The organism is Pseudorhodoferax sp. Leaf274 (genome assembly GCF_001422445.1).
Lineage (GTDB): Bacteria > Pseudomonadota > Gammaproteobacteria > Burkholderiales > Burkholderiaceae_C > Pseudorhodoferax.
On sequence record NZ_LMNA01000029.1, the window covers coordinates 139034 to 160531 of the forward strand.

Genomic DNA, 21498 nt, shown 5'->3' on the forward strand with positions numbered 1-21498 from the left:
ACGCCACGATGATTCTTCTCACCACCCTGTTCAACGGGCTGGCCTACGGCATCTTGCTGTTCGTCATGGCCGTCGGGCTGTCCATCACCATGGGCATGATGCGCTTCGTCAACCTGGCGCATGTGAGCCTGTGCATGCTGGGCGGCTACGTGTCGGCCAGCGCCATGGAGCTGTGGGGCCTGCCGTTCCTGGCTACCCTGCCGCTGGCCTTCGTGGCCACCGCGCTGTTCTCGGTCGCGCTCGAACGGCTGGTGCTGCGGCACTTCTACGGCAGCGACGACCTCACCCAGGTGCTGCTGACCATCGGCCTGGTGTTCATGTCGGTGTCTGCCGCGGCCTTCGTCTGGGGGCCGTCGTTCAAGCCGGTCGAGGTGCCCGCATGGCTCACCGGCCGGGCCGCGGTGGCGGGCCTGGAACTGGAGCGCTACCGCCTGTTCCTGCTCGCGGTGGGCGCGCTGCTCACAGTGGCCATCTTCTTCGGCCTGGAGCGCACGCGCTTCGGCGCCATGGTGCGCGCCTGCGTGGACAACCGCCGCGCCGCCTCGGCCTGCGGGCTGGACACGCACAAGGTCTTCGCGCTGACCTTCGCCATCGGCGGCGGCCTGGCCGGACTGGGCGGTGCGCTGTCGGCCAGCCTGCTGGGGCTCGATCCGAACTTCCCGTTCCGCTACCTCGTCTACATGCTGATCGTGGTCTCGGTCGGCGGCATGGGCACCATCCTCGGCTCGCTCGCCGCGGCGCTGTTCATCGGCGTGGCCGACGTGGCCAGCAAGTACTACCTGCCGGCCGCGGGCGGCTCCGTGATCTACCTCGTGACGGTGGCCGTCATGCTCTGGCGGCCCGAAGGCCTGCTGGGCCGCAAGGGTCGCCATGCATGAGTCGCCACACGCCTTCTTCCGCACCCGCGCGCGCTGGAGCCCTTGGGAAACCGCGTTCTGGCTCTGCTGGGCCATCGCCTTCTTCGTGCCGGGCGCCAACCTCGCGCTGCTGACCCAGGTGCTGATCTGGGGCCTGTTCGCGCTGTCGCTGGACCTGCTGCTGGGCTACCGCGGCATTCCCTCGCTGGGGCACGCGGCCTTCTTCGGCATCGGCGCCTACACCGCAGGTTACCTCGGCAAGTTCGGCTGGACCGAGCCGATCTCCGGCCTGGTGCTGGCCGCGCTGATGGCCGGCCTCACCGGCCTGGCCACGGGGCGCATCGTGCGCGGGCTGCATGGCGTGGGCCTGCTCATGGTCACGCTGGGGCTGAACCTGCTGCTCTACGACTTCGTGCACCGCTCCACCGCGCTGACCGGCGGCGACGACGGGCTGCAGGGCATCGACATCGCGCCGGTGCTGGGCCTGTTCCGCTTCGACATGTTCGGCCGCACCGGCTACGTCTACGTGCTGGCCGTGGTGTTCGTGCTGTTCCTGCTGGTGCGCGCGCTGCTGCACTCGGCCTGGGGCCTGGCGCTGCTGGGCGCGCGCGACAACGCGCGGCGCATGACCATGCTGGGCGCGCCCGTCGCGGCCGACCTGACCTGGGCCTTCGGCATCTCGGCCGCATTGGCCGGCGTGGCCGGTGCGCTGCTGACGCAGACCACGCAGTTCGTCTCGCCCGAGGTCATGTCGTTCCAGCGCTCGGCCGACCTGCTGGTGGTGCTGGTGATCGGCGGCGCAGCCATGCTGTACGGCGGCTTCGCGGGCGCGCTGGTGTTCCTGGTGCTGCGCGACCTGCTGGCGGCGCTGAACCCGATCTACTGGTACTTCTGGATCGGCCTGATGCTGGTGCTGATCGTGGCCTTCTTCCGCAAGGGCATCCTGCCGACGCTGCGCAGCGCGCTGCAGCGCAGGGCGAAGGCGCGTGCGCCGCAGCCCGTGCCTGCGACCGAGGTGGTGCAATGAACGACACCGTGCTGGCCACACGCGGCCTGGGCATGTCCTTCGGCGGCCTGCGCGTGTTCTCGGGCATCGACTTCGCGCTCGCGCGCGGCGAGCGCCATGCCGTGATCGGCCCCAACGGCGCCGGCAAGAGCACCTTCGTCGCCATCGTCACCGGACTGCTGCGGCCGACTGCGGGTGCCGTGCTGCTGGACGGCCGCGACGTGACGCGCAGCAGCGCCGGCGAACGCGTGGCCGCGGGCATCGTGCGCACCTTCCAGATCAACACGCTGTTCCCTTCGCTCACGCCGCTGGAGTCGGTGGTGCTGGCGCTGTGCCAGCGCGACCGCAAGGCACGGCCCTCGCTGCGCGCGTTGCGCCACCGCACGGAACAGATCGACGAGGCCGCTGCGCTGCTCGAACGCTTCGGCCTGGCCGACGACGCGCAGCTGCCGACGCAGGAACTGGCCTATGGCCAACAGCGCCTGCTCGAAGTCGTGCTGGCCTACGCGCTGCGCCCACGCGTGCTGCTGCTGGACGAGCCCGCCGCGGGCCTGTCGACCACGCAGGGCCATGCGCTGTTCGAACGTCTGGCCACGCTGACCGAAGGCACGACGCTGTTGTTCATAGAGCACGACATGAACATCGTCTTTCGCTACGCCGAGCGCGTGACCGTGCTGGCCGGCGGCAGCCTGCTGGCGCAAGGCACGCCCGACGAGATCCGCGCCCACGCAGGCGTGCGAAAGGCCTACCTTGGAAGCTAGCACCGCCTTGCTCGAACTGCGCAACCTGCAAGCCGGCTACGGCCCCTCGCGCGTGCTGCACGGCCTGAGCCTCACGCTGCACGCCGGCGAGACGCTGGTCGTCATCGGCCGCAACGGCGTGGGCAAGACCACGCTGGTGGAAACCATCATCGGCCTGACCGACCACCACGGCGGCGACATCCTGCTCGACGGCGTGCCCATGCACGCGCTGGCGCCGCACCTGCGCAACCGCGCCGGTATCGCCTGGGTGCCGCAGCAGCGCGAGGTGTTCCCCTCGCTCACGGTGGAGGAGAACCTCCAGGTGGTCGCGCGGCCCGGCGACTGGACGCTGGCGCGCGTGTACGAACTGTTTCCGCGGCTGGCCGAGCGCCGCCGCAACCATGGCGACGAGCTCTCCGGCGGCGAACAGCAGATGCTGGCCCTGGGCCGCGCGCTGATGACCAATCCGCGCGTGCTGCTGCTCGACGAGCCGGTCGAGGGCCTGGCGCCCATCGTCGTCGAAGAGATGCTGCAGGCCATCGACCGCATGCGGGCCACCGGCCGCATGGGCATCGTGCTGGTCGAGCAGAAGTACGACCTCGCGCTGGCGCGTTCGGAGCGCTGCATCGTCATCGACCACGGCGCCGTGGTGCACGCCGGCCCCAGCGCCGCGCTGCTGGCCGACCAGGCGCTGATCGACCGCCACCTCGGCCTATCGCATTGACCTTCCAGGAGAGACCCGCCATGTCCAGTTCCACCACCCGCCGCCCGCGCTCGATCGAAGTCGAAGGCGTGACGCACGGCGCCGCGCCCATCCCGATGGCCGCACGCGTCGGCAACATCCTCATGACGTCGGGCGTGCTCGGCAAGGACCCGGCCACCGACACGCTGCCGGCCGACGGCCCGTCGCAGGCCCGCTTCCTGTTCCAGAACCTGCGCACGCTGCTGGCCAACGGCGGCGCGACCCTGGACGACGTGGTGCGCATCACCGTGTTCGTGAAAGACAACGGCCAGCGCGAGGCCATCAATGCCGAGTGGCTCAAATGCTTTCCCGACCCGCACGACCGGCCGGCGCGGCATACGCAGGTGGTGGATCTGCCTGGGGCCATGTTGGTCCAGCTGGAAGCCATGGCTGTGGTGCAGGAGCGTTGAGATGACGCCTTTCCACGGTATGTGTCCTGACCGCGCCGACGGTGTGCACCACTCCGCGAATGTCCCCCGCCCCGGGCCGCAGGCGGCCCGAGGCTCCTCCTTTATTTCGCTGCGTGGAGCACACCATCGTCGTGGTCCTTTGGCGCTGCGCTTGACCGGCCCGCACAACGCGTGGCTTCCAGGGTCGAGGGTACCGGGTGGCCCCTGCAGCGAAATCAAGGAGGAGCCAGGGCCGCCTGCGGCCCTGGCGGGGGACATTCGCGGAAGGGGCCACCCGGTGGCCTCGGCCCGCGCGCCACGCCCGCACCCGAGTGTGTTGTCTTCGACCCATGCGCAACACACCGCAGGAGGGCACTGAAATGCCCGAAGACTTCGTCAAGCGCCTGAACAGGCTGGACTGCTGCGCCGTCTCCGACGCCATGGACAAGCTGGGCCTGGCCGGTGGCGTCAGCGGGCTCGAGCAGCGCGCCGGCACACGCCGCATCGCCGGCCGCGTCGTCACCTACAAGCTCGTGCCCAAGGACCAGGCACCCGTGGTGTCCGGCCCGCCACGCCACCTGGGCACCACCGCCATCGAGACCGCGCAGCCCGGCGACATCGTCGTCGTGGAGCAGCGCACCGGCCTGGACGCCGGCTCCTGGGGCGGCATCCTCTCGCTGGCCGCCAAGCTGCGCGGCGTGGCCGGCGTGATCGCCGACGGCCCCGTGCGCGACATCGACGAGGCCCGCGGCTACGACTTTCCCGTCTACTGCCGCAGCCTCACGGCGCGCACGGCCCGCGGGCGCGTGGCCGAAGCCTTCACCAACGCGCCCGTCACCGTGGGCGAGATCACCGTCCACCCAGGCGACTACGCCATCGCCGACGCCAGCGGCGTGGTCTTCGTGCGCGCCGACGACATCGCCCGCGTGCTCGACGCCGCCGAGGCCATCGCCGGACGCGAGGCGGCCATGGCCCGCGCGCTGCTGGCCGGCCTGCCCGTCAGCCAGGTGATGGGCGCCGACTACGAACACATGCTGCGCTGAACGCGCGGCCCATTCCCGAGGACCACCATGACAGACCCGAACGTCGCGCGCGCCGCGCTACTGGACACCGCCACCCTCAGCGATGCGCTGGACAAGCACGGCCTGAACGGCCAGTGCCACCGCATCGCGCCGCGCAGCACCGATTCGCGCATGACCGGCCGCGCCTGGACCCTGCTGTACGGCCCGGCCGGCACGCCGGCCGGCACGGTCGGCGACTACATCGACGACGTGGCGCCCGGCAGCGTCATCGTGCTGGACAACGGCGGGCGCGACAACGCCACCGTCTGGGGCGACATCCTGACCGAGGTGGCCCATGCCAAGGGCATCGCCGGCACCGTGATCGACGGCATCAACCGCGACGTGGCGCTGAGCCTGCAGCTGGGCTACCCCATCTACAGCCGCGGCCACTGGATGCGCACCGGCAAAGACCGCGTGCAGGTCGAGGCCACGGGCGTGCCCGTGAACATCGGCGACGTGCGCGTGTGCCCGGGCGACCTGGTGCGCGGCGACGCCGACGGCGTGGTCGTCATCCCGAAGTCGCACGAAGAGCAGGTGCTGGCCACGGCCGAGGCCATCCAGCAGGCCGAGGACGCGATCCGCCGCTCCGTGCGCGAGGGCATGGCCCTGCGCGAGGCCAGGGTGCAGCACGGCTACCACCAGCTGCAGACGCGGGAGGCGAAGTGAGCATCGAGCTGCCCCGGCCGGCCGGCCCGACCATCCGGGACGCCATCGAGCGGGTGGACGCAGCCACCGTGGCCGCTGCGCACGCATTGCCGGCCGCCACGCTGCACGAGGCCGGTGGCCGCATCGGCGTGCTGCCGTCCGCCATCAAGCCGGTGGCCCCGGCGTTCCGCATCTGCGGCCCCGCCGTCACCGTGCAATCGCCGGGAGGCGACAACCTCTGGCTGCACCGCGCGCTGTATGTCGCTGCGCCTGGCGACGTGCTGGTCGTGCACGTGAGCGGCGCGCACGACTTCGGCTACTGGGGCGAGATCATGTCGGCCGCGGCCAACGCGCGCCAGCTCGGCGGGCTGGTCATCGACGGCTGCGTGCGCGATGGCGCGGTGCTGGCCGATTTCGGCTTTCCCGTGTTCGCGCGCGGGCTGTGCATCCGCGGCACCGGCAAGGACTTCGGCGCGCGCGGCTGGATCAACCACCCCTTGCTGTTCGACGACCTCGTGGTGCAGCCGGGCGACCTCGTCGTGGGGGACACCGACGGCGTGGTCGCGCTGCCGCGTGCACGGGCCGCCGAGATCGTGCAGCTGGCCCAGGCCCGCGAGGCCAAGGAGGCCGGCATCGTGCAACGCATCCAGGCCGGCGAGCGCACGCTCGAGGTCTACAACTTCTGATGGCCGCCACCTCCCACTGGCTGTCCGTGCGCGTGCACGCGGTGCGCGCCGAGGCGCTGGACGTGCAGTCCTTCGACCTGCGCGCGCCGGACGGCGGCGCGTTGCCGGCCTTCACCGCGGGCAGCCATGTCGATGTCGAGGTTTCCACCGCCACAGGGCCGCTGCTGCGCCAGTACTCGCTGTGCAACGACCCGGCGGAGCGCCACCGCTATGTGATCGGCGTGGGCCGCGACGCGGCCAGCCGCGGCGGATCGGTGGCCCTGCACGACCAGCTGCGCGCCGGCGCCATCCTGCGCATCGGCGCGCCGCGCAACAACTTCGCGCTGGACGAAGCTGCGCCGCACAGCGTGCTGGTGGCCGGCGGCATCGGCATCACGCCCATGTTGGCGATGGCGCGCCGCCTGGCGCTGCTGGGCCGGCCGTGGACGCTCTACCACTGCGTGCGCTCACCCTGCCGCGCGGCCTTCGCCGAAGAGCTGCAGGCGCTCGCGCCGCCCGGCGGGCCGGGCCGCGTGGTGACGGTGGTCGATGGCCTGCCGGGCGCGGTCCGGCTCGACCTCGCCGCGCTGGTGCGCGAGGCGTCGCATGGTGCGCACTTCTACTGCTGCGGTCCCGTGCCCATGCTCGAAGCTTTCGGCCGTGCCACGGCCGGGGTGGGCGATGCCCGTGTGCACGTCGAGTGGTTCAGCGCGCCGGCGCCGGCCGCTACGGCCGATGCACCGGCCGGCAGCTTCAGCGTGCAGTTGAAACGCAAGAACCGCCGCTTCGACATCCCGGCCGACCAGTCGATCCTCCAGGTGCTGCTGGACGGCGGCATCGACGTGGACCACTCGTGCCGCGAAGGCCTGTGCGGCACCTGCGAGACGCGCGTGCTGGCCGGCATGCCCGACCACCGCGATCCCATCCTCGCCGGCCGCAAGGACCCGCCGCAGGACCGCATGCTGGTCTGCGTATCCCGTTGCGCTGGCCCCGAGCTGGTGCTCGACCTCTGACACCTTTTTTTCCAGGAGACCTACCCATGATCATCGACTCCCACGCCCACGTCGTCGTCCCGCCCGAGAGCTACAAGTACATGGCCGAGCTGGTCGCCAGCCGCGCCAACCCGGCGGCCGCGCCCAAGCTGACCGACGAGGCCGTGCGCACCGCGGGCCAGAGCATCGTCGACATCATGGACAAGGTGGGCACGGACATCCAGTTCCTGTCGCCGCGGCCCTACATGCAGATGCACTCGGTCAAGCCGGCCAAGGTCACCGCGCTGTGGACCCGGCACATGAACGATCTGGTCTACCGCACGGTGCAGATGTTCCCCACGCGCTTTCGGGCCGTGGCGGGCCTGCCGCAGTACCGCGACGAGAGCCCCGAGAACTGCCTGGCGGAGCTGGAGTTCCGCGTGAAGGAGCAGGGCTTCATCGGCTGCCTGCTGAACCCGGACCCGACCGAGGGCGACGCCTCGCCGCCGCCCGGCCTGGGCGATGCGTTCTGGCATCCGCTGTACGAGAAGCTCTGCGCGCTGGACATCCCTGCGCTGATCCACTCGGCCGGCAGCTGCCAGCCGCGCGAGAGCTACACGCTGAAATTCATCAACGAGGAGAGCATCGCCATCGTCTCGCTGATGAACTCCGATGTGTTCGAGAGATTTCCGGACCTCAAGCTCATCGTGCCGCACGGCGGCGGTGCCATTCCGTACCACATGGGGCGTTTCCGCGCGTGGAGCGTGCGGCGCGGCGGCGAGTTCTTCGACGACCAGTTGAAGCGCCTGCACTTCGACACCACCACCTACGACCAGGACGCGCTGGAGCTGCTGTTCAAGGTGGTCGGGCCGGACCGCGTGCTCTTCGCCACCGAGAACCCGGGCACTGGCAGCGCCATTGACCCCAAGACCGGCCGCGCCTACGACGACCTCAAGCCTGTGATCGAGGCCATCCCGTTCCTGACCGAGGCGGACCGGCGCAACGTCTTCGAGTGCAACTGCACCAAGCTGTACAGCCGCTTCCGGCGGGACGCCTGAGATGGCGCAGATCGTCCTGGGCATCGGCGCCTCGCACACGCCGCTGCTGACCCTCACGGCCGAGCAGTGGCAGCACCGCGCGGCCGTGGACTACGCCAACACCCAGCTCAACATGAGCGACGGCCGGCTGCTGCGCTACGACGAGGTGCTGGCCGAGCTCGGCCCGCGCTGCGCCGACCAGGTGACGCCGGAAATCCTGGCGGCCAAGGAACGTGCCTGCCAGGCCGCGCTCGACCGCCTGGGCGATGCGCTGGCCAGTGCCGCGCCCGATGTGGTGGTGATCGTGGGCGACGACCAGCGCGAGCTGTTCGGCCCGGCCAACCAGCCGGCGATTGCCATCTTCCACGGCGAGGAGATCGTCACCAGCGACAAGTTTGGCGACGAGGAGGGCGCCGACTGGGTCAAGGCCATGGGCCGCGGCTACCTGATGGACGACGCGCACGTGGTGCCCGGCGCGGGCGCGTTCGCGCTGGAGCTGGTCCGCGGGCTGATCGACGCCGAGTTCGACATCGCCGCCTGCGCGCGCGTGGACGACCCGAAGACGGCCGGCTTCGGCCACGCCTACGGCTTCATCGTCAAGCGCCTGTTCCAGGGCCGCGCGATCCCGGTGGTGCCGGTGCTGCTGAACACCTACTACGGCCCCAACGTGCCCAGCCCGGCGCGCTGCTGGAAGCTGGGTGCGGCGCTGCGCCAGGTGATCGAGGCCAGCCCGGGCCACCAGCGCGTGGCGGTGGTGGCGTCCGGGGGCCTGAGCCACTTCGTCGTCGACGAGGTGCTGGACCGTGGCGTGCTCGACGCGATGGCGCGTGGCGACGCCGGGTTCCTCGGCGCCATCCCGCGCGGTGCGTTGAACTCGGGCTCGTCCGAGATCCTGAATTGGATCGTCGCGGCGGGCGCGGCCGGCGGCCTGCCGCTGCGCTGGCACGACTACCAGCCCCTGTACCGCACGCCGGCCGGCACCGGCGTGGGCGCGGCCTTCGCCGTCTGGGGCGCTTGAACCGAACGAAAGGAGACCACGATGTTGAGCGAAGAAAAGAACCGCCTGCTGACCCAGGTCGGCCCCGGCAAGCCCATGGGCGAACTGCTGCGGCGCTACTGGATGCCGATCGCCGGTGTCTCGGAGTTCGCGCAGCGCAGCACCAAGCCCATGCGCCTGCTGGGCGAAGACCTGGTGCTCTACAAGGACCTCTCGGGCGCCTTCGGCCTGGTGGACCGGCGCTGCGCGCACCGCCGCGCCGACCTGGCCTACGGCATGGTCGAGCAGCATGGCCTGCGCTGCAACTACCACGGCTGGTGCTTCAACCAGACCGGCCAGTGCGTGAGCCAGCCGTTCGAGGACACCTGCTTTCCCGAGCGCAACACCAAGGAGCGCGTGCGCATCAAGGCCTACCCGGTCGAGCAGAAGGGCGGCATGCTGTGGACCTACATGGGCCCGCAGCCCGCGCCGCTGCTGCCCGACTGGGAGGCCTTCTCCTGGCCCGACGGCTTCGCCCAGGTGGTGATCTCCGAGGTGCCGTGCAACTGGTTCCAGTGCCAGGAGAACTCCATCGACCCGGTGCACTTCGAGTGGATGCACGAGAACTGGGGCAAGCGGCTGCGCACGGGCGACACCACGCTCGGCCCCACGCACCTGAAGCTGGAGTTCGACGAGTTCGAGCACGGCTTCGTCTACCGCCGCATCAAGGAAGACACCGACGAGCGCGACGACGCCTGGACCATCGGCCGCGTCTGCCTGTGGCCCAACGGCTTCTTCCTGGGCGAGCACTTCGAATGGCGCGTGCCCATCGACGACGAGAACACGCTCAGCGTGACCTGGAAGTACACCCGCGTGCCGAAGGGCCGCGAGCCCTACGTGCAGGACAGCATCCCCACCTGGTATGGCCCGCTGCGCGATGCCGACGGGAAGTGGATCGACACCCACGTGATGAACCAGGACTTCCTGGCCTGGGTGGGGCAGGGCACCATCGCCGACCGCACGCAGGAGCGGCTGGGCGCCAGCGACCGCGGCATCGTGGCCATCCGCCGCCGCTTCTTCGAGGAGATGGAGGCCGTGGCCGCGGGCGGCGAGGCCAAGGGCACCATCCGCGACCCCGCGCGCAACGTGCGCGTGCCGCTGCCGATGATGGACCGCGCGCAGACGTTGGAGGGCTACACGGTCGAGCAGATCCTGGCCAGCCCGCGCATGAAGCTGTTCTACACCACCTACATCTTCCAGGCCGGCCAGCCCGAGGCCGTGCAGCGCGCGTTCTCGCAGGCCATGGGCATCGAGGTCGGCGCGTTCGATGGCGTGATCGGCTCGCGCGGCTCAACGGCCCAGGCCGCGGCCTGACCACGAGACAACGAGGAGACAAGCATGCAGACCCCACGACATTTCTCGCGCCGGCAGTTGCTGGCCGCCGGCGCCGGCCTGGCCGCGTGGCACGGCACCGGCGCGCACGCGCAGGGTGGCGAGTTCCCCAACCGGCCCGTGCGCATCGTGCTGCCGTTCCCGCCCGGCACGGTCAACGACGCCGTGCTGCGCCTCGTCGGCGACGGCCTGGCGCAGCGCTGGAAGCAGCCCGTCGTCATCGACAACCGGCCCGGCGCCAGTTCCATCATCGGCACCGACCACGTGGCCAAGTCCGCGCCGGACGGCTACACGCTGCTGGCCAACATCACGCTGGTGGTGCAGAACCCGGCGCTGCGCAAGAAGCTGCCCTATGCCTTCAACGACCTGCGGGCGGTGACGCAGTTCAACCGCCAGCAGCTGCCGGTGTTCGTGCGCGCCGACCTGCCGGTGCAGAGCGTCACGCAACTGCTGGCGCTGGCGCGCGCCCAGCCCGGCAAGATCAACTTCGCCACCTGGGGCCTGGGCTCCACCGCGCACCTGCTGCAGGAGAAGATGCGCGTGGACAACGGCGCGCCGATGACGCACGTGCCCTACAAGGGCGGCGCGGACATCATCAAGGCGCTGCTGTCGGGCGAGGCCGACGTGGCCGTGGCCGACCTGCTGAGCCCGGACGCGCATTTCAAGTCGGGCAAGCTGCGCGTGATCGGCGTCACCGGCCCGGCACGGCCGCCCAACATGCCGAACGTGCAGACGCTGCAGGAGGCCGGCGTGACTGGTTTCGACGGCTACAACTGGCTCGGCCTGTTCGCCCCGGCGCGCACGCCGGACGCCATCGCGCGCAAGCTGTCGGACGACATCAACAGCGTGCAGGCCGATCCCGCGCTGGCGCGGCGCTTCATGGAAGAGATGTACGTGAACCCGTCCGCCACCACGCCCGAGCAGTTCGCGCAGATCGTCGACCGCGACCTGCAGACCTGGACCGGCGTGATCCAGCGCGTGGGGGTGGCGCTGGACTGACGGGCGGGCTGGCGGTTGGGCCCTGGCCCGGCGCCTGGCCGGGGTCTGGCCGAGGCCGACGTTGCTGCGCCGCACACATTTTGAGATGTGCGTGGTTTGCGCGTATGTTTTCTGTGATTCGCGTCAATTATGATGCGGATTGCTCGGCAGCAAGTGCTTCCCTTCGTGTTGGAAAAGGGGGCCTCGGGCGCAGGCAGCATGACCAGACCCAGCCCTTCCGCGCCCGACCACCGGCCCGCGCCGCAGGCCGCACCGACCAGCGTGCACCGCGCCACGTGGCTGCGCCCTGCCGTGGCCGCGGGACTGACCAGCCTGGCGCTGGCGGTGGTGCCCCTGCTGTACTGGCAGAACCGCCAGCACGACGCCGAGCACGTGCTGCAGATGCTGGTCGCCCAGCAGGCCGATGGCGCCGTCGCCGACGTGCAGACCCAGCTGCGCGCGTTCGAACTCGTGATGCGCGGCGTCAAGGGCTTCTTCGAAGGCTCGGACGCGGTCGATGCCGCCGAATTCAGCGCCTTCGTCGGCTCGCTGGCGCTGCAGCGCACGGCGCCGGGGCTGCAGGGCGTCGGCTTCGTCGCCCATTTGCACGATGCGGCAGTGCCGCAGCATGCCGCCGCGGCCGCCTTCGATGCCTCCGGCCTGGTGCTGCGGCCGGCAGGCCAGCGCGCGGCCTATGCGCCCATCCTGTTCCTGGAGCCCCGCACGCGCGACAACCAGGCGGCGCTGGGCCTGGACGTGCTGACCGTGCCGGCCGCGCGTGCCGCGATCGACCGGTCCATCGCCACCGGGGCGCTGGCCCTGACGGGCAAGCTGCAACTGGCGCAGGATGCCGGCAGCGCGCCGGAGCCCGGCTTCGTGATGTACCTGCCGGTGTACCTGCCGCAGACGCGTGCGCCGGGGCAGGACGCGTACGGCGTGCCGCCCGCGGGCTGGGCCGACGGCCCGTTCCGGCTGCGGGAGCTGCTGGCGCCGGTCGCGGCCGACCTGCTGCCCGGCCTGCACCTGCAGGTGTTCGACGGCGACGGCCCGTCCGCGCGCAACCACCTGTTCGGCCTGCTCGATGGCCAGTCCGCCGCCTTCGTCAGCACCGCGCAGACGCCCTACGCCGTGCGCCGCGTGGCCGCCTTCGGCGGGCGCACCTGGACCTACGAGCTGCTGCCCACCGAGGCCTTCATCGAACGGCACCGCAGCAGCGACCACCACGGGCTGGCGGCCGCCGGCCTGCTGCTGAGCCTGTCCGCGGGCGCCATCGTGTTCCTGCTGCTGAACGCGCGCGACCGCGCGCAGCGGCTCGCGTTGGAGATGAGCGGGGAGGCGCGCGCACTGTCGGCCGAGATCGCCGGCACGCTCAACGCCATCCCCGACCTGCTGGTCGAGATGGACGGCGAGGGCCGCTACCTGGCGCTGCGGGCGCGCCGCCTGGACGGGCTGGTCGCGCCGCCCGAGCGGATGATCGGGCGCACCGTGGACGAGGTGCTGCCGCCCGCCGCGGCCCTGACGGTGTTGGAGGCGCTGGCGCAGGCGCGCGTGCGTGGCCGCAGCGCCGGCCTGCGCATCGAGGTCGCCATCGCCGGCCAGCCGCGCTGGTTCGAGCTGTCGGTGGCCTTGAGGGACCAGCATGCCGACGCCGCGCAGGCGCGCTTCATCGTGGTGTCGCGCGACATCACCTCGCGCATGCGCGCACTGCAGGCCCTGCAGGAGAGCGAGCGCGTGCTGCTGGAGGCGCAGCGTGTCGCGGCGCTGGGCCATTTCTGGGTCGAACGGCAGGCCCGGGCCTGCCGCCTGTCGCCGGCCTGCGCGCGCCTGCTGGGCCTGCCGCCGGCCGAGCGGCTGGCGTTCGACTGCTTCCTGGCCTGCGTGGATGTGCGCCAGCGCCAGCGCGTGGAGGCGCTGTGCCTGGGCGAGGCCACGCCGGTGACGCTGGAGTACGAGTTCCGCGTGGCCCAGGGCGACGACGCCGCGCCGCGCTGGATGCTGCTGAGCACGCCCGGCGCGTCGGAGGGCGATGCCGAGCGCTTCTTCACGCTGCAGGACATCAGTTCGCTGCGCGCCTCGCAGGACCAGCTGCACCGGCTCGCCTACTACGACCATCTGACCGGGCTGCCCAACCGCAGCCTGTTCGTGAAGGAGGCCACGCAGGTGCTGCAGGCCGCCCACGCGCAGGGCAAGGTCGGTGCGGCCATCCTGCTGGACCTGGACCGCTTCAAGGCCATCAACGACAACTGGGGCCACCGCAGCGGCGATGCCGTGCTGCGCGAGGTGGCGCAGCGCCTGCGCGCCTGCGTGCCCCCGGAACACCTGGTGGCGCGCCTGCATGCCGACGAGTTCATCGTGCTGCTGGACGCGCTGGGCCACGGCGAGGACGAGGCCACCCAGCGCGCGCAGGACCGCTGCCGCAACGTGCTGCGCATGCTGGCCGCGCCGGCCCAGGTCGGCGGGCGCGAGCTGTACTGCTCGGCCAGCATGGGCATCGCGGTGTTCGGCCACGAGGCACTGACGCTGGAGGAACTGCTGGCGCGCGCCGATTCGGCCATGGAACTGGCCAAGCACGACGGGCGCAGCACCTTCCGGCTGTTCGACGAAGGCCTGCGCGGACGGCTGGCCGAGCACGCGCAGCTGGAGGCGGCGCTGCGCCAGGCCGTGCCCCGCAACGAGCTGACGCTGCTGTACCAGCCGCAGATCGACGCCGGCGGCGCGCTGGTGGGGGCCGAGGCGCTGTGCCGCTGGACGCATCCCGAGCGCGGGCCGGTGTCGCCGGCGGTGTTCATCGCGCTGGCCGAGGACAGCGGCAGCATCTACGCGGTGGGCGAATGGGTGCTGCGCACGGCCTGCCGCGAGTTGGCCAGCTGGCGGGCCGGCACGCCGCTGGGCGAGGCGGTGATGGCGGTCAACGTCAGTGCGCGGCAGTTCCACCACCCGGACTTCGTCAGCCAGGTGCTGGACGCGCTGCACAGCGCCGACGCCGACCCGGCACGGCTCAAGCTGGAACTCACGGAAAGCGTGGTCGCGCGCGACCTGGACGCCATCGTGACCAAGATGGGCGCGCTCAAGGCGCTCGGGGTGCGCTTCTCGCTCGACGATTTCGGCACCGGCTATTCGTCGCTGAACTACCTCAAGCGGTTGCCGCTGGACCAGCTCAAGATCGACCAATCCTTCGTGCGCGACCTGCTGGCCGACCCGAACGACGCGGCCATCGTGCGCACGGTGATCGCGCTGGGCGCGAGCCTGGGCCTGTCGGTCGTGGCCGAGGGCGTGGAGACCGCCGAGCAGCGCGCCATGCTGCTGGCGGCCGGCTGCCACATCTACCAGGGCTACCTGTTCGCGCCGCCGCTGCCGGCCGAGGCGCTGCTGGCGCTGGCCGGGCGGGGCTGAGAAGCTGCGCATTCACAGCGTCCGATCCTTCAGCGGCCCTCGAAGCGCGGCGGCCGGCGTTCGGCCATCGCGCGCACGCCCTCGCGGAAGTCGGCCGTGGCGTAGTGCGCCTGCTGCATCTCGCGCTCGTGGCGGTTCACGCGCTCCACCTCGTCGGCCAGGCCGCGGCGCAGCGTGGCGCGCGTGCTGGTCACGGCCAGCGGCGCAGACACCGCGATCTCGGCCGCCAGCGCCAGCGCGCTGGCGCGCACCTCGGCCTCGTCGACCAGCTGGTCCGCCAGGCCCATGCGCACGGCGTCCTCGCCGCCGATGCGCCGCCCGGTGAACAGCAGCAGGGCCGCCTGCTGCGGGCCGACCAGGCGCGGCAGCGTGGCGCTGAGGCCGAAGCCGGGGTGGAAGCCGAGGCGGTTGAAGTTGGCGGAGAAGCGCGCCTGGGCACAGGTCACGCGGAAGTCGGCGGCCACGGCCAGGCCCAGGCCCGCGCCGATGGCCGCGCCGTGCACCGCGGCCACCAGGGGCTTGGCGGTGCGGAACAGCCGCATGGCCTGCACGTAGAACGCGGCCGGGTCCTGCGCGCCGCCGCTGAAGTCGGCGCCGGCGCAGAACACGCGGCCCTCGGCCGCCAGCACGGTGCAGCGCACGGCGGGGTCGGCGTCCAGCCGCTCCAGCGCGTCGGCCAGTTCGCGCAGCATCTCCAGGCTGGCGTGGTTGTGCGGCGGGCGGCGGATCTCCAGCAGCGCCACGTGGTCGTGGCCGGAGTCGAGCAGGGCGATGTCGGTCATGGGATGGCTCGTGGCGGGGTGGCCTGTGGTGGTCATTGGATGTCGATCTTGGCGATCTCGACGTACTGCTTCCACTTCGCGCGCTCCTCGCGCTCGAAGGCGGCCAGCTCGGCCAGGCCCACCCTGGCCGGCGAGAAGGCGAAGCCCTCCAGCCGCGACTTGATCGGGTCGGTCGTCACGGCCTCGTTGATCCAGCCGTTGAGCTGCTGCTGCGTGGCCAGCGGCGTGGCGGCCGGCACGGCGATGCCCAGGAAGCCGCCGCGGATCGTGAAGTTGGGGATGCTCTCGGCGATCAGCGGCAGGTCGGGGTAGCGCTGCAGCCGCTTGTCGCTGTGCACGGCCAGCGCGCGCAGCTGGCCCGAGGCCACGAAGGAGTCGCCCTGCACGGTGTCGGTGAACACCACCTGGATCTGGCCCGCCATGAGTTCGGACATGGCCTGCCCGACCTGCTTGTAGGGAATGGCCGTGAGCGCGATGCCGGCCTCGTGCGCGAACAGCGCGGCCGTGACCTTGGAGGTGGCGTTGAAGTGGCCGTAGTTGATCTGTCCGGGCGCGGCCTTGGCCGCGCGCACGAAGTCCTGCAGCGTCTTGTAGGGCGCGTCCGGCCGCACCAGCAGGTAGGTCGAGCCGGGGCCGAACGAGCCGACCAGCCGGAAGTCCTTGCCCGGGTCGTAGGGCAGCTTGTGGAACAGCGCCGGGTTGGCCAGGTGCGTGGAGGTGGTGGCCAGCAGCAGCACCGAGCCGTCGGCCGGCGCGATGCGCGCGGCCTCCACGCCGATGATGCCGTTGCCGCCGGGCTTGTTGTCCACGACCACGGCGCGCCCGGTCTTCCTGGTCAGGAACTCCGACAACATGCGCGCCGAGATGTCGCCCGAGCCGCCGGGGCCGAACGGCACGATGATCTGGATGGGTTTGTCCTGCGCGTGCGCGGGCAGCGCCGCGGCCAGCGGCAGCGCGGCCAGGCCCATGAGCCACTGTCTTCTGTCCATGCGTGTCTCCTTGTTCGTTGGTGGAATCAGCCCCGCAGGTCCTGCGTGTGCTCGCCCAGCTCCGGCGCACGCCCGCGCATCGGCGGGCGTTCGCCGTCGAAGGACAGCGGCAGGCCGACCACGCGCAGGTCGACCCCGGGAATGTTCTGGAAGATGCCGATGGCCTCGGTCTGCGGCTGCGCCATCACCTGCGCGAAGTCCTGGATCGGGCCGCAGGGGATGCCGGCGTCCTCCAGCGCCGTGATCCAGTCGGCCGTCGGGCGCTGGCGGAACAGCGCCTCCAGCTGCGGCACCAGCTCGGCCTTGTGCTGTACGCGCAGCGCGTTGCTGGCGTAGCGCGGGTCGGCTGCCCATTCGGCGTGGCCGACCAGGCGCGCCAGCTTGGCGAACAGCCGGTCGTTGGCGGCGGCGACCACCACCTCGCCGTCGGCCGTCGGCAGCGCCTGGAACACCACCACGTTGGGGTTGCCGCTGCGGTGCCGCGCGGGCTGCTGGCCGGTGGCCTGGAAGCCCGCCATGGCCACCTGCAGCCAGCCCAGCGCGGTCTCGAACAGCGAGGTGTCGACCACGCAGCCCTTGCCGCTGCTGGTGCGCTGGAACAGGGCAGCGATGCAGCCCAGCGCGGCCCAGATGCCGCTGCCCAGGTCCAGCACCTGCATGCCCACGCGCGCCGGCGGCCCGTCGGCGGCGCCGTTGACGCTGAACAGGCCCGCATAGGCCTGCACCATGGGCTCGTAGCCGGGCGCCAGCTGCTTGGGGCCCTTGTGGCCGAAGGCCGTCAGCGAGCAGTACACCAGGCGCGGGTTGGCCGCGCACAGCACATCGGGGCCCAGCTGCAGCTCGGCCAGCGAGCCCGGCCGCATGTTCTGCACGAACACGTCGGCCTGCGCGATGTGCTCGCGCAGCCACTGCAGGTCGGCCGCGTCCTTCAGGTCCAGCGTGATGCTCTTCTTGCCATGGTTCATGGCCTGGAAGGTGGTGGCCGTGCCGCGCCAGAACGGCGGGCCCCAGCCGCGCGCGTCGTCGCCGGTGCCGGGGCGCTCGACCTTGACGACGTCGGCGCCCAGTGCCGACAGGATCTCGCCCGCGTAGGGGCCGGCGATGTTCTGCGCGATCTCGACCACGCGGATGCCCTTGAGCGGTTGTGCGGCGAAGTTTTCCATGCTCATCGTCCCGTGAAGCGGGGCGCGCGCTTCTCGATGAAGTGCTGCACGCCCTCGCGGAAGTCCTCGGTGCCGCGGCAGGCTGCGATCTCGCGGTCGCCCGCGTCGGTGGCCTCTGGCAGCGTCTGCGTGCGGGCCTCGCGCAGCTGGCGCTTCATGGTGCGCACCGAGCGCGGCGAGGTGGCGTTGGCCAGCTCGCGCGCCTGCTGGAGCACGGCGTCGATGAAGCCCTCGGCCGGCAGCATGCGCGCCAGGCCCATGCGCTCGGCCTCGTCGGCCAGCAGCGTGCGGCCGCTCAGCAGCAGGTCGGCCGCGTGCATCGGGCCGACCAGCCGCGGCAGCAGCCAGGCGATGCCGTGTTCGGCCGCCAGGCCGCGCCGCGCATACGGGGCCGTGAGCTTGGCGCCGGCGGCCACGAAGCGCAGGTCGCAGTACAGCGCCAGGCACAGGCCGACGCCGGCCGCCGCGCCGTTGATGGCGGCCACCAGCGGCTTGTCGATGCGGTCCATGAACAGGTAGCGCCGGCCCTCGGCCAGCGGGCCGCCGCTGCGGTCCCCGGACGCGCTCAGCACCTCCATGTCCATGCCGGCGCAGAAGGCGCGGCCGGCGCCGGTCAGCACGATGCAGCGCACGCCGTCGTCCTGCTCGGCCAGCGCCAGAGCCTGGCGCAGTTCGGTCTCCAGCGTGGCGGTCCAGGCGTTCATGCGCTCGGGCCGCTCGAAGCGCAGCACGGCGACGCGGTCTGCGACGCTGTAGTGCAGCTGTGTGAATTCCATCGGTTGTCTCCGTTGTCGTCGAGCCGACTGGCAGTATTGCGAGGCCACCCTCGAGCGGCAAGCGCACAATTTCGGAATTCGAAATTGCAGCGGACCTTGCCATGGCCTCCGAACACTCCACGCGCACGCGCACACGCGCCTCCGGCAGCTTCGTGCGCAGCACGCCCGGCAGCCAGTCGCTGGAGCGCGGCCTGCTGCTGCTGCGCGCGTTCCGCCTCGGCGGCCGCACGCTGGGCAACGCCGAGCTGGCCGAGCGCAGCGGCCTGCCGCGCCCGACCGTGAGCCGGCTCACGCGCTCTCTGGTGGACGCCGGCTTCCTGGCCTACGACCACCAGCAGCAGGGCTACCGCCTGGGGCCGGTGTGCCTCACGCTGGCGCTGGTGTACCGCGCGTCGGAACGCGCGCTGGAGGTGGCCTTGCCGCTGATGCGCTCGCTGGCCGAGGGGCGGCGCGTCAACGTCGGCCTGGCCATGGCCGACCAGCTGGAGATGGTCTACCTCGACTCGGTGCGGCTGAGCCGGCTCGGCATGTTCCGGCGCATCGTGCCGGGCTCGCGCATTCCCATCGCCAGCACGGCGCTGGGCTGCGCCTTCCTGTCCGGCATGGCCGTGGCCGAGCGCAAGGCGCTGCTGGCGCGGCTGCGCCAGGCCCATGGCGGCGGCTGGCCCGCCTTGCAGCGCGGCGTGGATGCGGCGCTGGCCAGCGTGCGCGCGCAGGGTTTCTGCCGCGCGCAGTGGCAGGCCGGCATGGTCTCGGTGGCGGCGCCGCTGCGCACGCCGGGCGGCGAACTGTACGCACTGAACGTGAGTTTCCCGGTGCCCGCGGCGTCCACGCAGGAGGGCGACGAGAACCATGTGGGCCTGCTGCTGCGGCTGGCCGCCGACATCCAGGCCGCCTGGGCCGCGGCCGACCTGTAGATCGAGCGCCGCGCGGCCACGCGGCCAGGCCGGGTCAGTCCGGCGTGAAGCGCGCCTCGAAGCGTGCGGCGTCGGCCTGCAGCTCGAAGGTGACGAGCTGGCCGTTCTTGCCATCGGCCAGCCGGTGCGCGGCGAACAGGCTCCAGCGGCCCTGCGGGTCGTAGCTGGGCGGGTCCACCAACGCGTACATGTGGGGCACGAAGACCTCGTGCGCGAAGAGCTGGCGGTCGCGGTTGCGCGGCGAGGGGTAGAGCTTGTAGATGGGGGTGGTGATGGCTTGTTCGGGCATGTCGGTCGTCCGTGGGAGTGCGGTTCAGGCCAGTGCGTCGCCGAAGCGGCTCTCGAATGCCGCGCAGAACGCCGCCGAGCCGGCCAGCGACAGGCTGAACACCCGGCGCGGCGTTCCGCTGCCGTCGGCCTCCTCGCTGCACTGCACTTCGGCATGCCATTCGCCGCCGTCTTCCAGCGGCGCGGGCACGCCGAAGTGCCCGCCGGCCCAGTCCAGCACGGCGGCGATCTCGGCCTCGACCGCGCCGGCCTGCGCGGGCAGCACGGCGGCCATGGCCTCGAAGGCGCCGGTGCCGTCGCCGCCTTCGCTCTGGTCGAACAGCAGGAACTGCAGCGTCATGGCTTGCCCGCGTCGGCAGCGGCGGCGGCGGCGCGCAGCTTGTCCTTCTTGCTCGGCCGGCGGCCCTTGATGCCGCCCTGCGGGTCGGACACGGCGGCCGGTGCCGCTTCCCGGGCCTCGAAGCCCGGCACCTGTTCGCGCGCCACGGCCAGGCCCTGGCGCTTTTCGATGAGCTGGAAATGCGCCTCGGACGCCGGGGGCACGAAGCTCAGCGCCACGCCGCTCGCACCGGCGCGCCCGGTGCGGCCGATGCGGTGCACGTGCTCGGTGGGCGAGCGTGCGAGGTCGAAGTTGACGACGGCGGGCAGCTGCACGATGTCGATGCCGCGCGCGGCCAGGTCGGTCGCCACCATCACCTGCACACGGGCGGCCTTGAAGTCGGCCAGCACCTGGCTGCGCTTGCCCTGGCTCAACTGGCCGTGCAGCGGCTCGGCCGACAGGCCGGCCTTGCGCAGCTTGGCGGCCACCGTCTCGCAGGCCAGCTTGGTGGCCACGAACACCAGCACCTGCGGCCAGGCCTCCTGCGCGATGAGGTGGCGCAGCAGCTGCGTGCGCCGCCCGGTGTCGACCACGATGGCGCGCTGGGCGATGTCGGGCAGGGCCGCCAGCTGCGCCGGTGCCTGCACCTGGGCGGGGTCGCGCAGCAGGCCGTCGGCCAGTGCCTGCACGGCGGGCGGGAAGGTGGCCGAGAACAGCAGCGTCTGGCGTTCGGCGGGCAGCCGGCGCAGCAACTGCTGCAGTTCGTCGGCGAAGCCCAGGTCGAGCAGGCGGTCGGCTTCGTCCAGCACCAGCGCCTGCAGCCCGTCCAGGCGCAGCGCATGGCGCGCGGCCAGGTCGAGCGCACGGCCCGGCGTGGCGACCACGATGTCGGCGCCGCCACGCAGCGCCAGCATCTGCGGGTTGATGGAGACGCCGCCGATGGCGCGCACCAGGCGCGGCGGTTCGGGCAGCGCGGCGGCCAGCGCCTGCACCTGCTCGGCCACCTGGGTGGCCAGTTCGCGCGTGGGCACCAGCACCAGCGTGTGCAGGTGGCGCGGCTGCTGGCGCGGCGCCCCGGTCCAGCGCTGCAGCAGCGGCAGCACGAAGGCGGCGGTCTTGCCCGATCCGGTGGGGGCGCTGGCCCGCAGGTCGCGGCCCTGCAGCAGCAGCGGGATGGCGGCGGCCTGCACGGGCGTGGGCTGGTCGTAGCCCTGCGCGGCGGCGGCGTGCGCCAGCGCGGGCACCAGGCCCAGGGCGGAGAAGGGCAGGGCCGGATCGGGTTCGTTCATGCGGAGAAGGGCGGCGTGCGCGGGGTGCGGCGCGGCAGTGTACGTGGGCAGCCCCGCGGGGGCTGCGGTCTTGCCGGTATGGCGCGGCCGGCGGGTATGCTGCGCGCGCTGGTTCAAGACGCG

Annotated in this window: 22 protein-coding genes; 15 read left to right on the top strand and 7 right to left on the bottom strand. The window is 71.8% G+C overall.

What is annotated here, in order from left to right:
• The first annotated feature begins 8 nt into the window (after positions 1-8).
• From ASF44_RS26030 to ASF44_RS26095, 14 genes are all read left to right on the top strand, one after another.
• Positions 9-878 (top strand): branched-chain amino acid ABC transporter permease, encoded by an 870-nt coding sequence (locus ASF44_RS26030; RefSeq protein ID WP_056902183.1) that lies wholly within the window; start codon positions 9-11, stop codon positions 876-878.
• Complete coding sequence (locus ASF44_RS26035) at positions 871-1884, top strand: branched-chain amino acid ABC transporter permease (RefSeq protein WP_056902184.1); 1014 nt, start codon at positions 871-873, stop codon at positions 1882-1884. The genes ASF44_RS26030 and ASF44_RS26035 overlap by 8 nt, the downstream gene beginning before the upstream one ends.
• Complete coding sequence (locus tag ASF44_RS26040) at positions 1881-2624, top strand: ABC transporter ATP-binding protein (protein WP_056902185.1); 744 nt, start codon at positions 1881-1883, stop codon at positions 2622-2624. The genes ASF44_RS26035 and ASF44_RS26040 overlap by 4 nt, the downstream gene beginning before the upstream one ends.
• Positions 2614-3327, top strand: coding sequence for an ABC transporter ATP-binding protein (locus ASF44_RS26045; RefSeq protein ID WP_056902186.1), 714 nt, complete (start codon positions 2614-2616; stop codon positions 3325-3327). Before ASF44_RS26040 ends, ASF44_RS26045 begins: the two co-directional genes overlap by 11 nt.
• Positions 3328-3347: 20 nt before the next feature.
• Positions 3348-3755, top strand: coding sequence for a RidA family protein (locus ASF44_RS26050; protein WP_056902187.1), 408 nt, complete (start codon positions 3348-3350; stop codon positions 3753-3755).
• Positions 3756-4114: 359 nt separating this feature from the next.
• The gene (locus tag ASF44_RS26055) at positions 4115-4777 is read left to right on the top strand and encodes an RraA family protein (RefSeq protein ID WP_056902188.1); all 663 of its coding nucleotides are present in this window, start codon (positions 4115-4117) and stop codon (positions 4775-4777) included.
• Positions 4778-4804: 27 nt separating this feature from the next.
• Positions 4805-5461: an RraA family protein gene (locus ASF44_RS26060; protein WP_056902189.1), complete on the top strand. Its 657-nt coding sequence runs from the start codon at positions 4805-4807 to the stop codon at positions 5459-5461.
• On the top strand, positions 5458-6126 hold the full coding sequence (locus ASF44_RS26065) for a 4-carboxy-4-hydroxy-2-oxoadipate aldolase/oxaloacetate decarboxylase (RefSeq protein WP_369820959.1): 669 nt from the start codon (positions 5458-5460) through the stop codon (positions 6124-6126). The genes ASF44_RS26060 and ASF44_RS26065 overlap by 4 nt, the downstream gene beginning before the upstream one ends.
• Entirely contained in the window at positions 6126-7118 is a 993-nt protein-coding gene (locus ASF44_RS26070; RefSeq protein ID WP_082525050.1) for a PDR/VanB family oxidoreductase, read from the top strand. Before ASF44_RS26065 ends, ASF44_RS26070 begins: the two co-directional genes overlap by 1 nt.
• Positions 7119-7144: 26 nt before the next feature.
• Positions 7145-8134: an amidohydrolase family protein gene (locus ASF44_RS26075; protein ID WP_056902190.1), complete on the top strand. Its 990-nt coding sequence runs from the start codon at positions 7145-7147 to the stop codon at positions 8132-8134.
• Position 8135: 1 nt separating this feature from the next.
• Positions 8136-9131, top strand: coding sequence for a hypothetical protein (locus tag ASF44_RS26080; protein ID WP_056902191.1), 996 nt, complete (start codon positions 8136-8138; stop codon positions 9129-9131).
• 21 nt (positions 9132-9152) lie between these two features.
• Complete coding sequence (locus ASF44_RS26085) at positions 9153-10463, top strand: aromatic ring-hydroxylating dioxygenase subunit alpha (RefSeq protein ID WP_056902192.1); 1311 nt, start codon at positions 9153-9155, stop codon at positions 10461-10463.
• A 24-nt stretch (positions 10464-10487) separates the two neighbouring features.
• On the top strand, positions 10488-11480 hold the full coding sequence (locus ASF44_RS26090) for a tripartite tricarboxylate transporter substrate binding protein (protein ID WP_082525051.1): 993 nt from the start codon (positions 10488-10490) through the stop codon (positions 11478-11480).
• Between the two features lie 198 nt (positions 11481-11678).
• The gene (locus ASF44_RS26095; protein ID WP_056902194.1) at positions 11679-14852 is read left to right on the top strand and encodes an EAL domain-containing protein; all 3174 of its coding nucleotides are present in this window, start codon (positions 11679-11681) and stop codon (positions 14850-14852) included.
• 29 nt (positions 14853-14881) lie between these two features.
• On the opposite strand, the gene ASF44_RS26100 is transcribed toward ASF44_RS26095, so the two are convergent.
• Genes ASF44_RS26100 through ASF44_RS26115 form a run of 4 tightly spaced genes read right to left on the bottom strand, consistent with a single transcriptional unit; the run spans position 14882 to position 18562 of the window.
• Positions 14882-15634: an enoyl-CoA hydratase/isomerase family protein gene (locus ASF44_RS26100; protein ID WP_056902195.1), complete on the bottom strand. Its 753-nt coding sequence runs from the start codon at positions 15632-15634 to the stop codon at positions 14882-14884.
• A 32-nt stretch (positions 15635-15666) separates the two neighbouring features.
• Positions 15667-16623, bottom strand: a complete 957-nt coding sequence (locus ASF44_RS26105) for a tripartite tricarboxylate transporter substrate binding protein (protein WP_082525054.1) — start codon at positions 16621-16623, stop codon at positions 15667-15669.
• Between the two features lie 26 nt (positions 16624-16649).
• Positions 16650-17786 (bottom strand): CaiB/BaiF CoA-transferase family protein, encoded by a 1137-nt coding sequence (locus ASF44_RS26110; protein ID WP_056902197.1) that lies wholly within the window; start codon positions 17784-17786, stop codon positions 16650-16652.
• A gap of 2 nt (positions 17787-17788) precedes the next feature.
• The gene (locus ASF44_RS26115; RefSeq protein WP_056902198.1) at positions 17789-18562 is read right to left on the bottom strand and encodes an enoyl-CoA hydratase-related protein; all 774 of its coding nucleotides are present in this window, start codon (positions 18560-18562) and stop codon (positions 17789-17791) included.
• A gap of 101 nt (positions 18563-18663) precedes the next feature.
• Between ASF44_RS26115 and ASF44_RS26120 the strand changes: the two genes are divergently transcribed.
• Positions 18664-19479 carry an IclR family transcriptional regulator gene (locus ASF44_RS26120; protein WP_056902199.1) on the top strand — a complete coding sequence of 272 codons (816 nt, stop codon included), beginning with the start codon at positions 18664-18666 and terminating at the stop codon, positions 19477-19479.
• Between the two features lie 34 nt (positions 19480-19513).
• Here the strand turns inward: ASF44_RS26120 and ASF44_RS26125 are convergent, their stop codons facing one another.
• Genes ASF44_RS26125 through ASF44_RS26135 form a run of 3 tightly spaced genes read right to left on the bottom strand, consistent with a single transcriptional unit; the run spans position 19514 to position 21354 of the window.
• The gene (locus tag ASF44_RS26125) at positions 19514-19768 is read right to left on the bottom strand and encodes a hypothetical protein (RefSeq protein WP_056902200.1); all 255 of its coding nucleotides are present in this window, start codon (positions 19766-19768) and stop codon (positions 19514-19516) included.
• A gap of 24 nt (positions 19769-19792) precedes the next feature.
• Positions 19793-20107: a hypothetical protein gene (locus ASF44_RS26130; protein ID WP_056902201.1), complete on the bottom strand. Its 315-nt coding sequence runs from the start codon at positions 20105-20107 to the stop codon at positions 19793-19795.
• A complete protein-coding gene (locus ASF44_RS26135) occupies positions 20104-21354 on the bottom strand; it encodes a DEAD/DEAH box helicase (protein ID WP_056902332.1) in 1251 nt (416 codons plus the stop codon). The genes ASF44_RS26130 and ASF44_RS26135 overlap by 4 nt, the downstream gene beginning before the upstream one ends.
• Positions 21355-21498 lie beyond the last annotated feature (144 nt).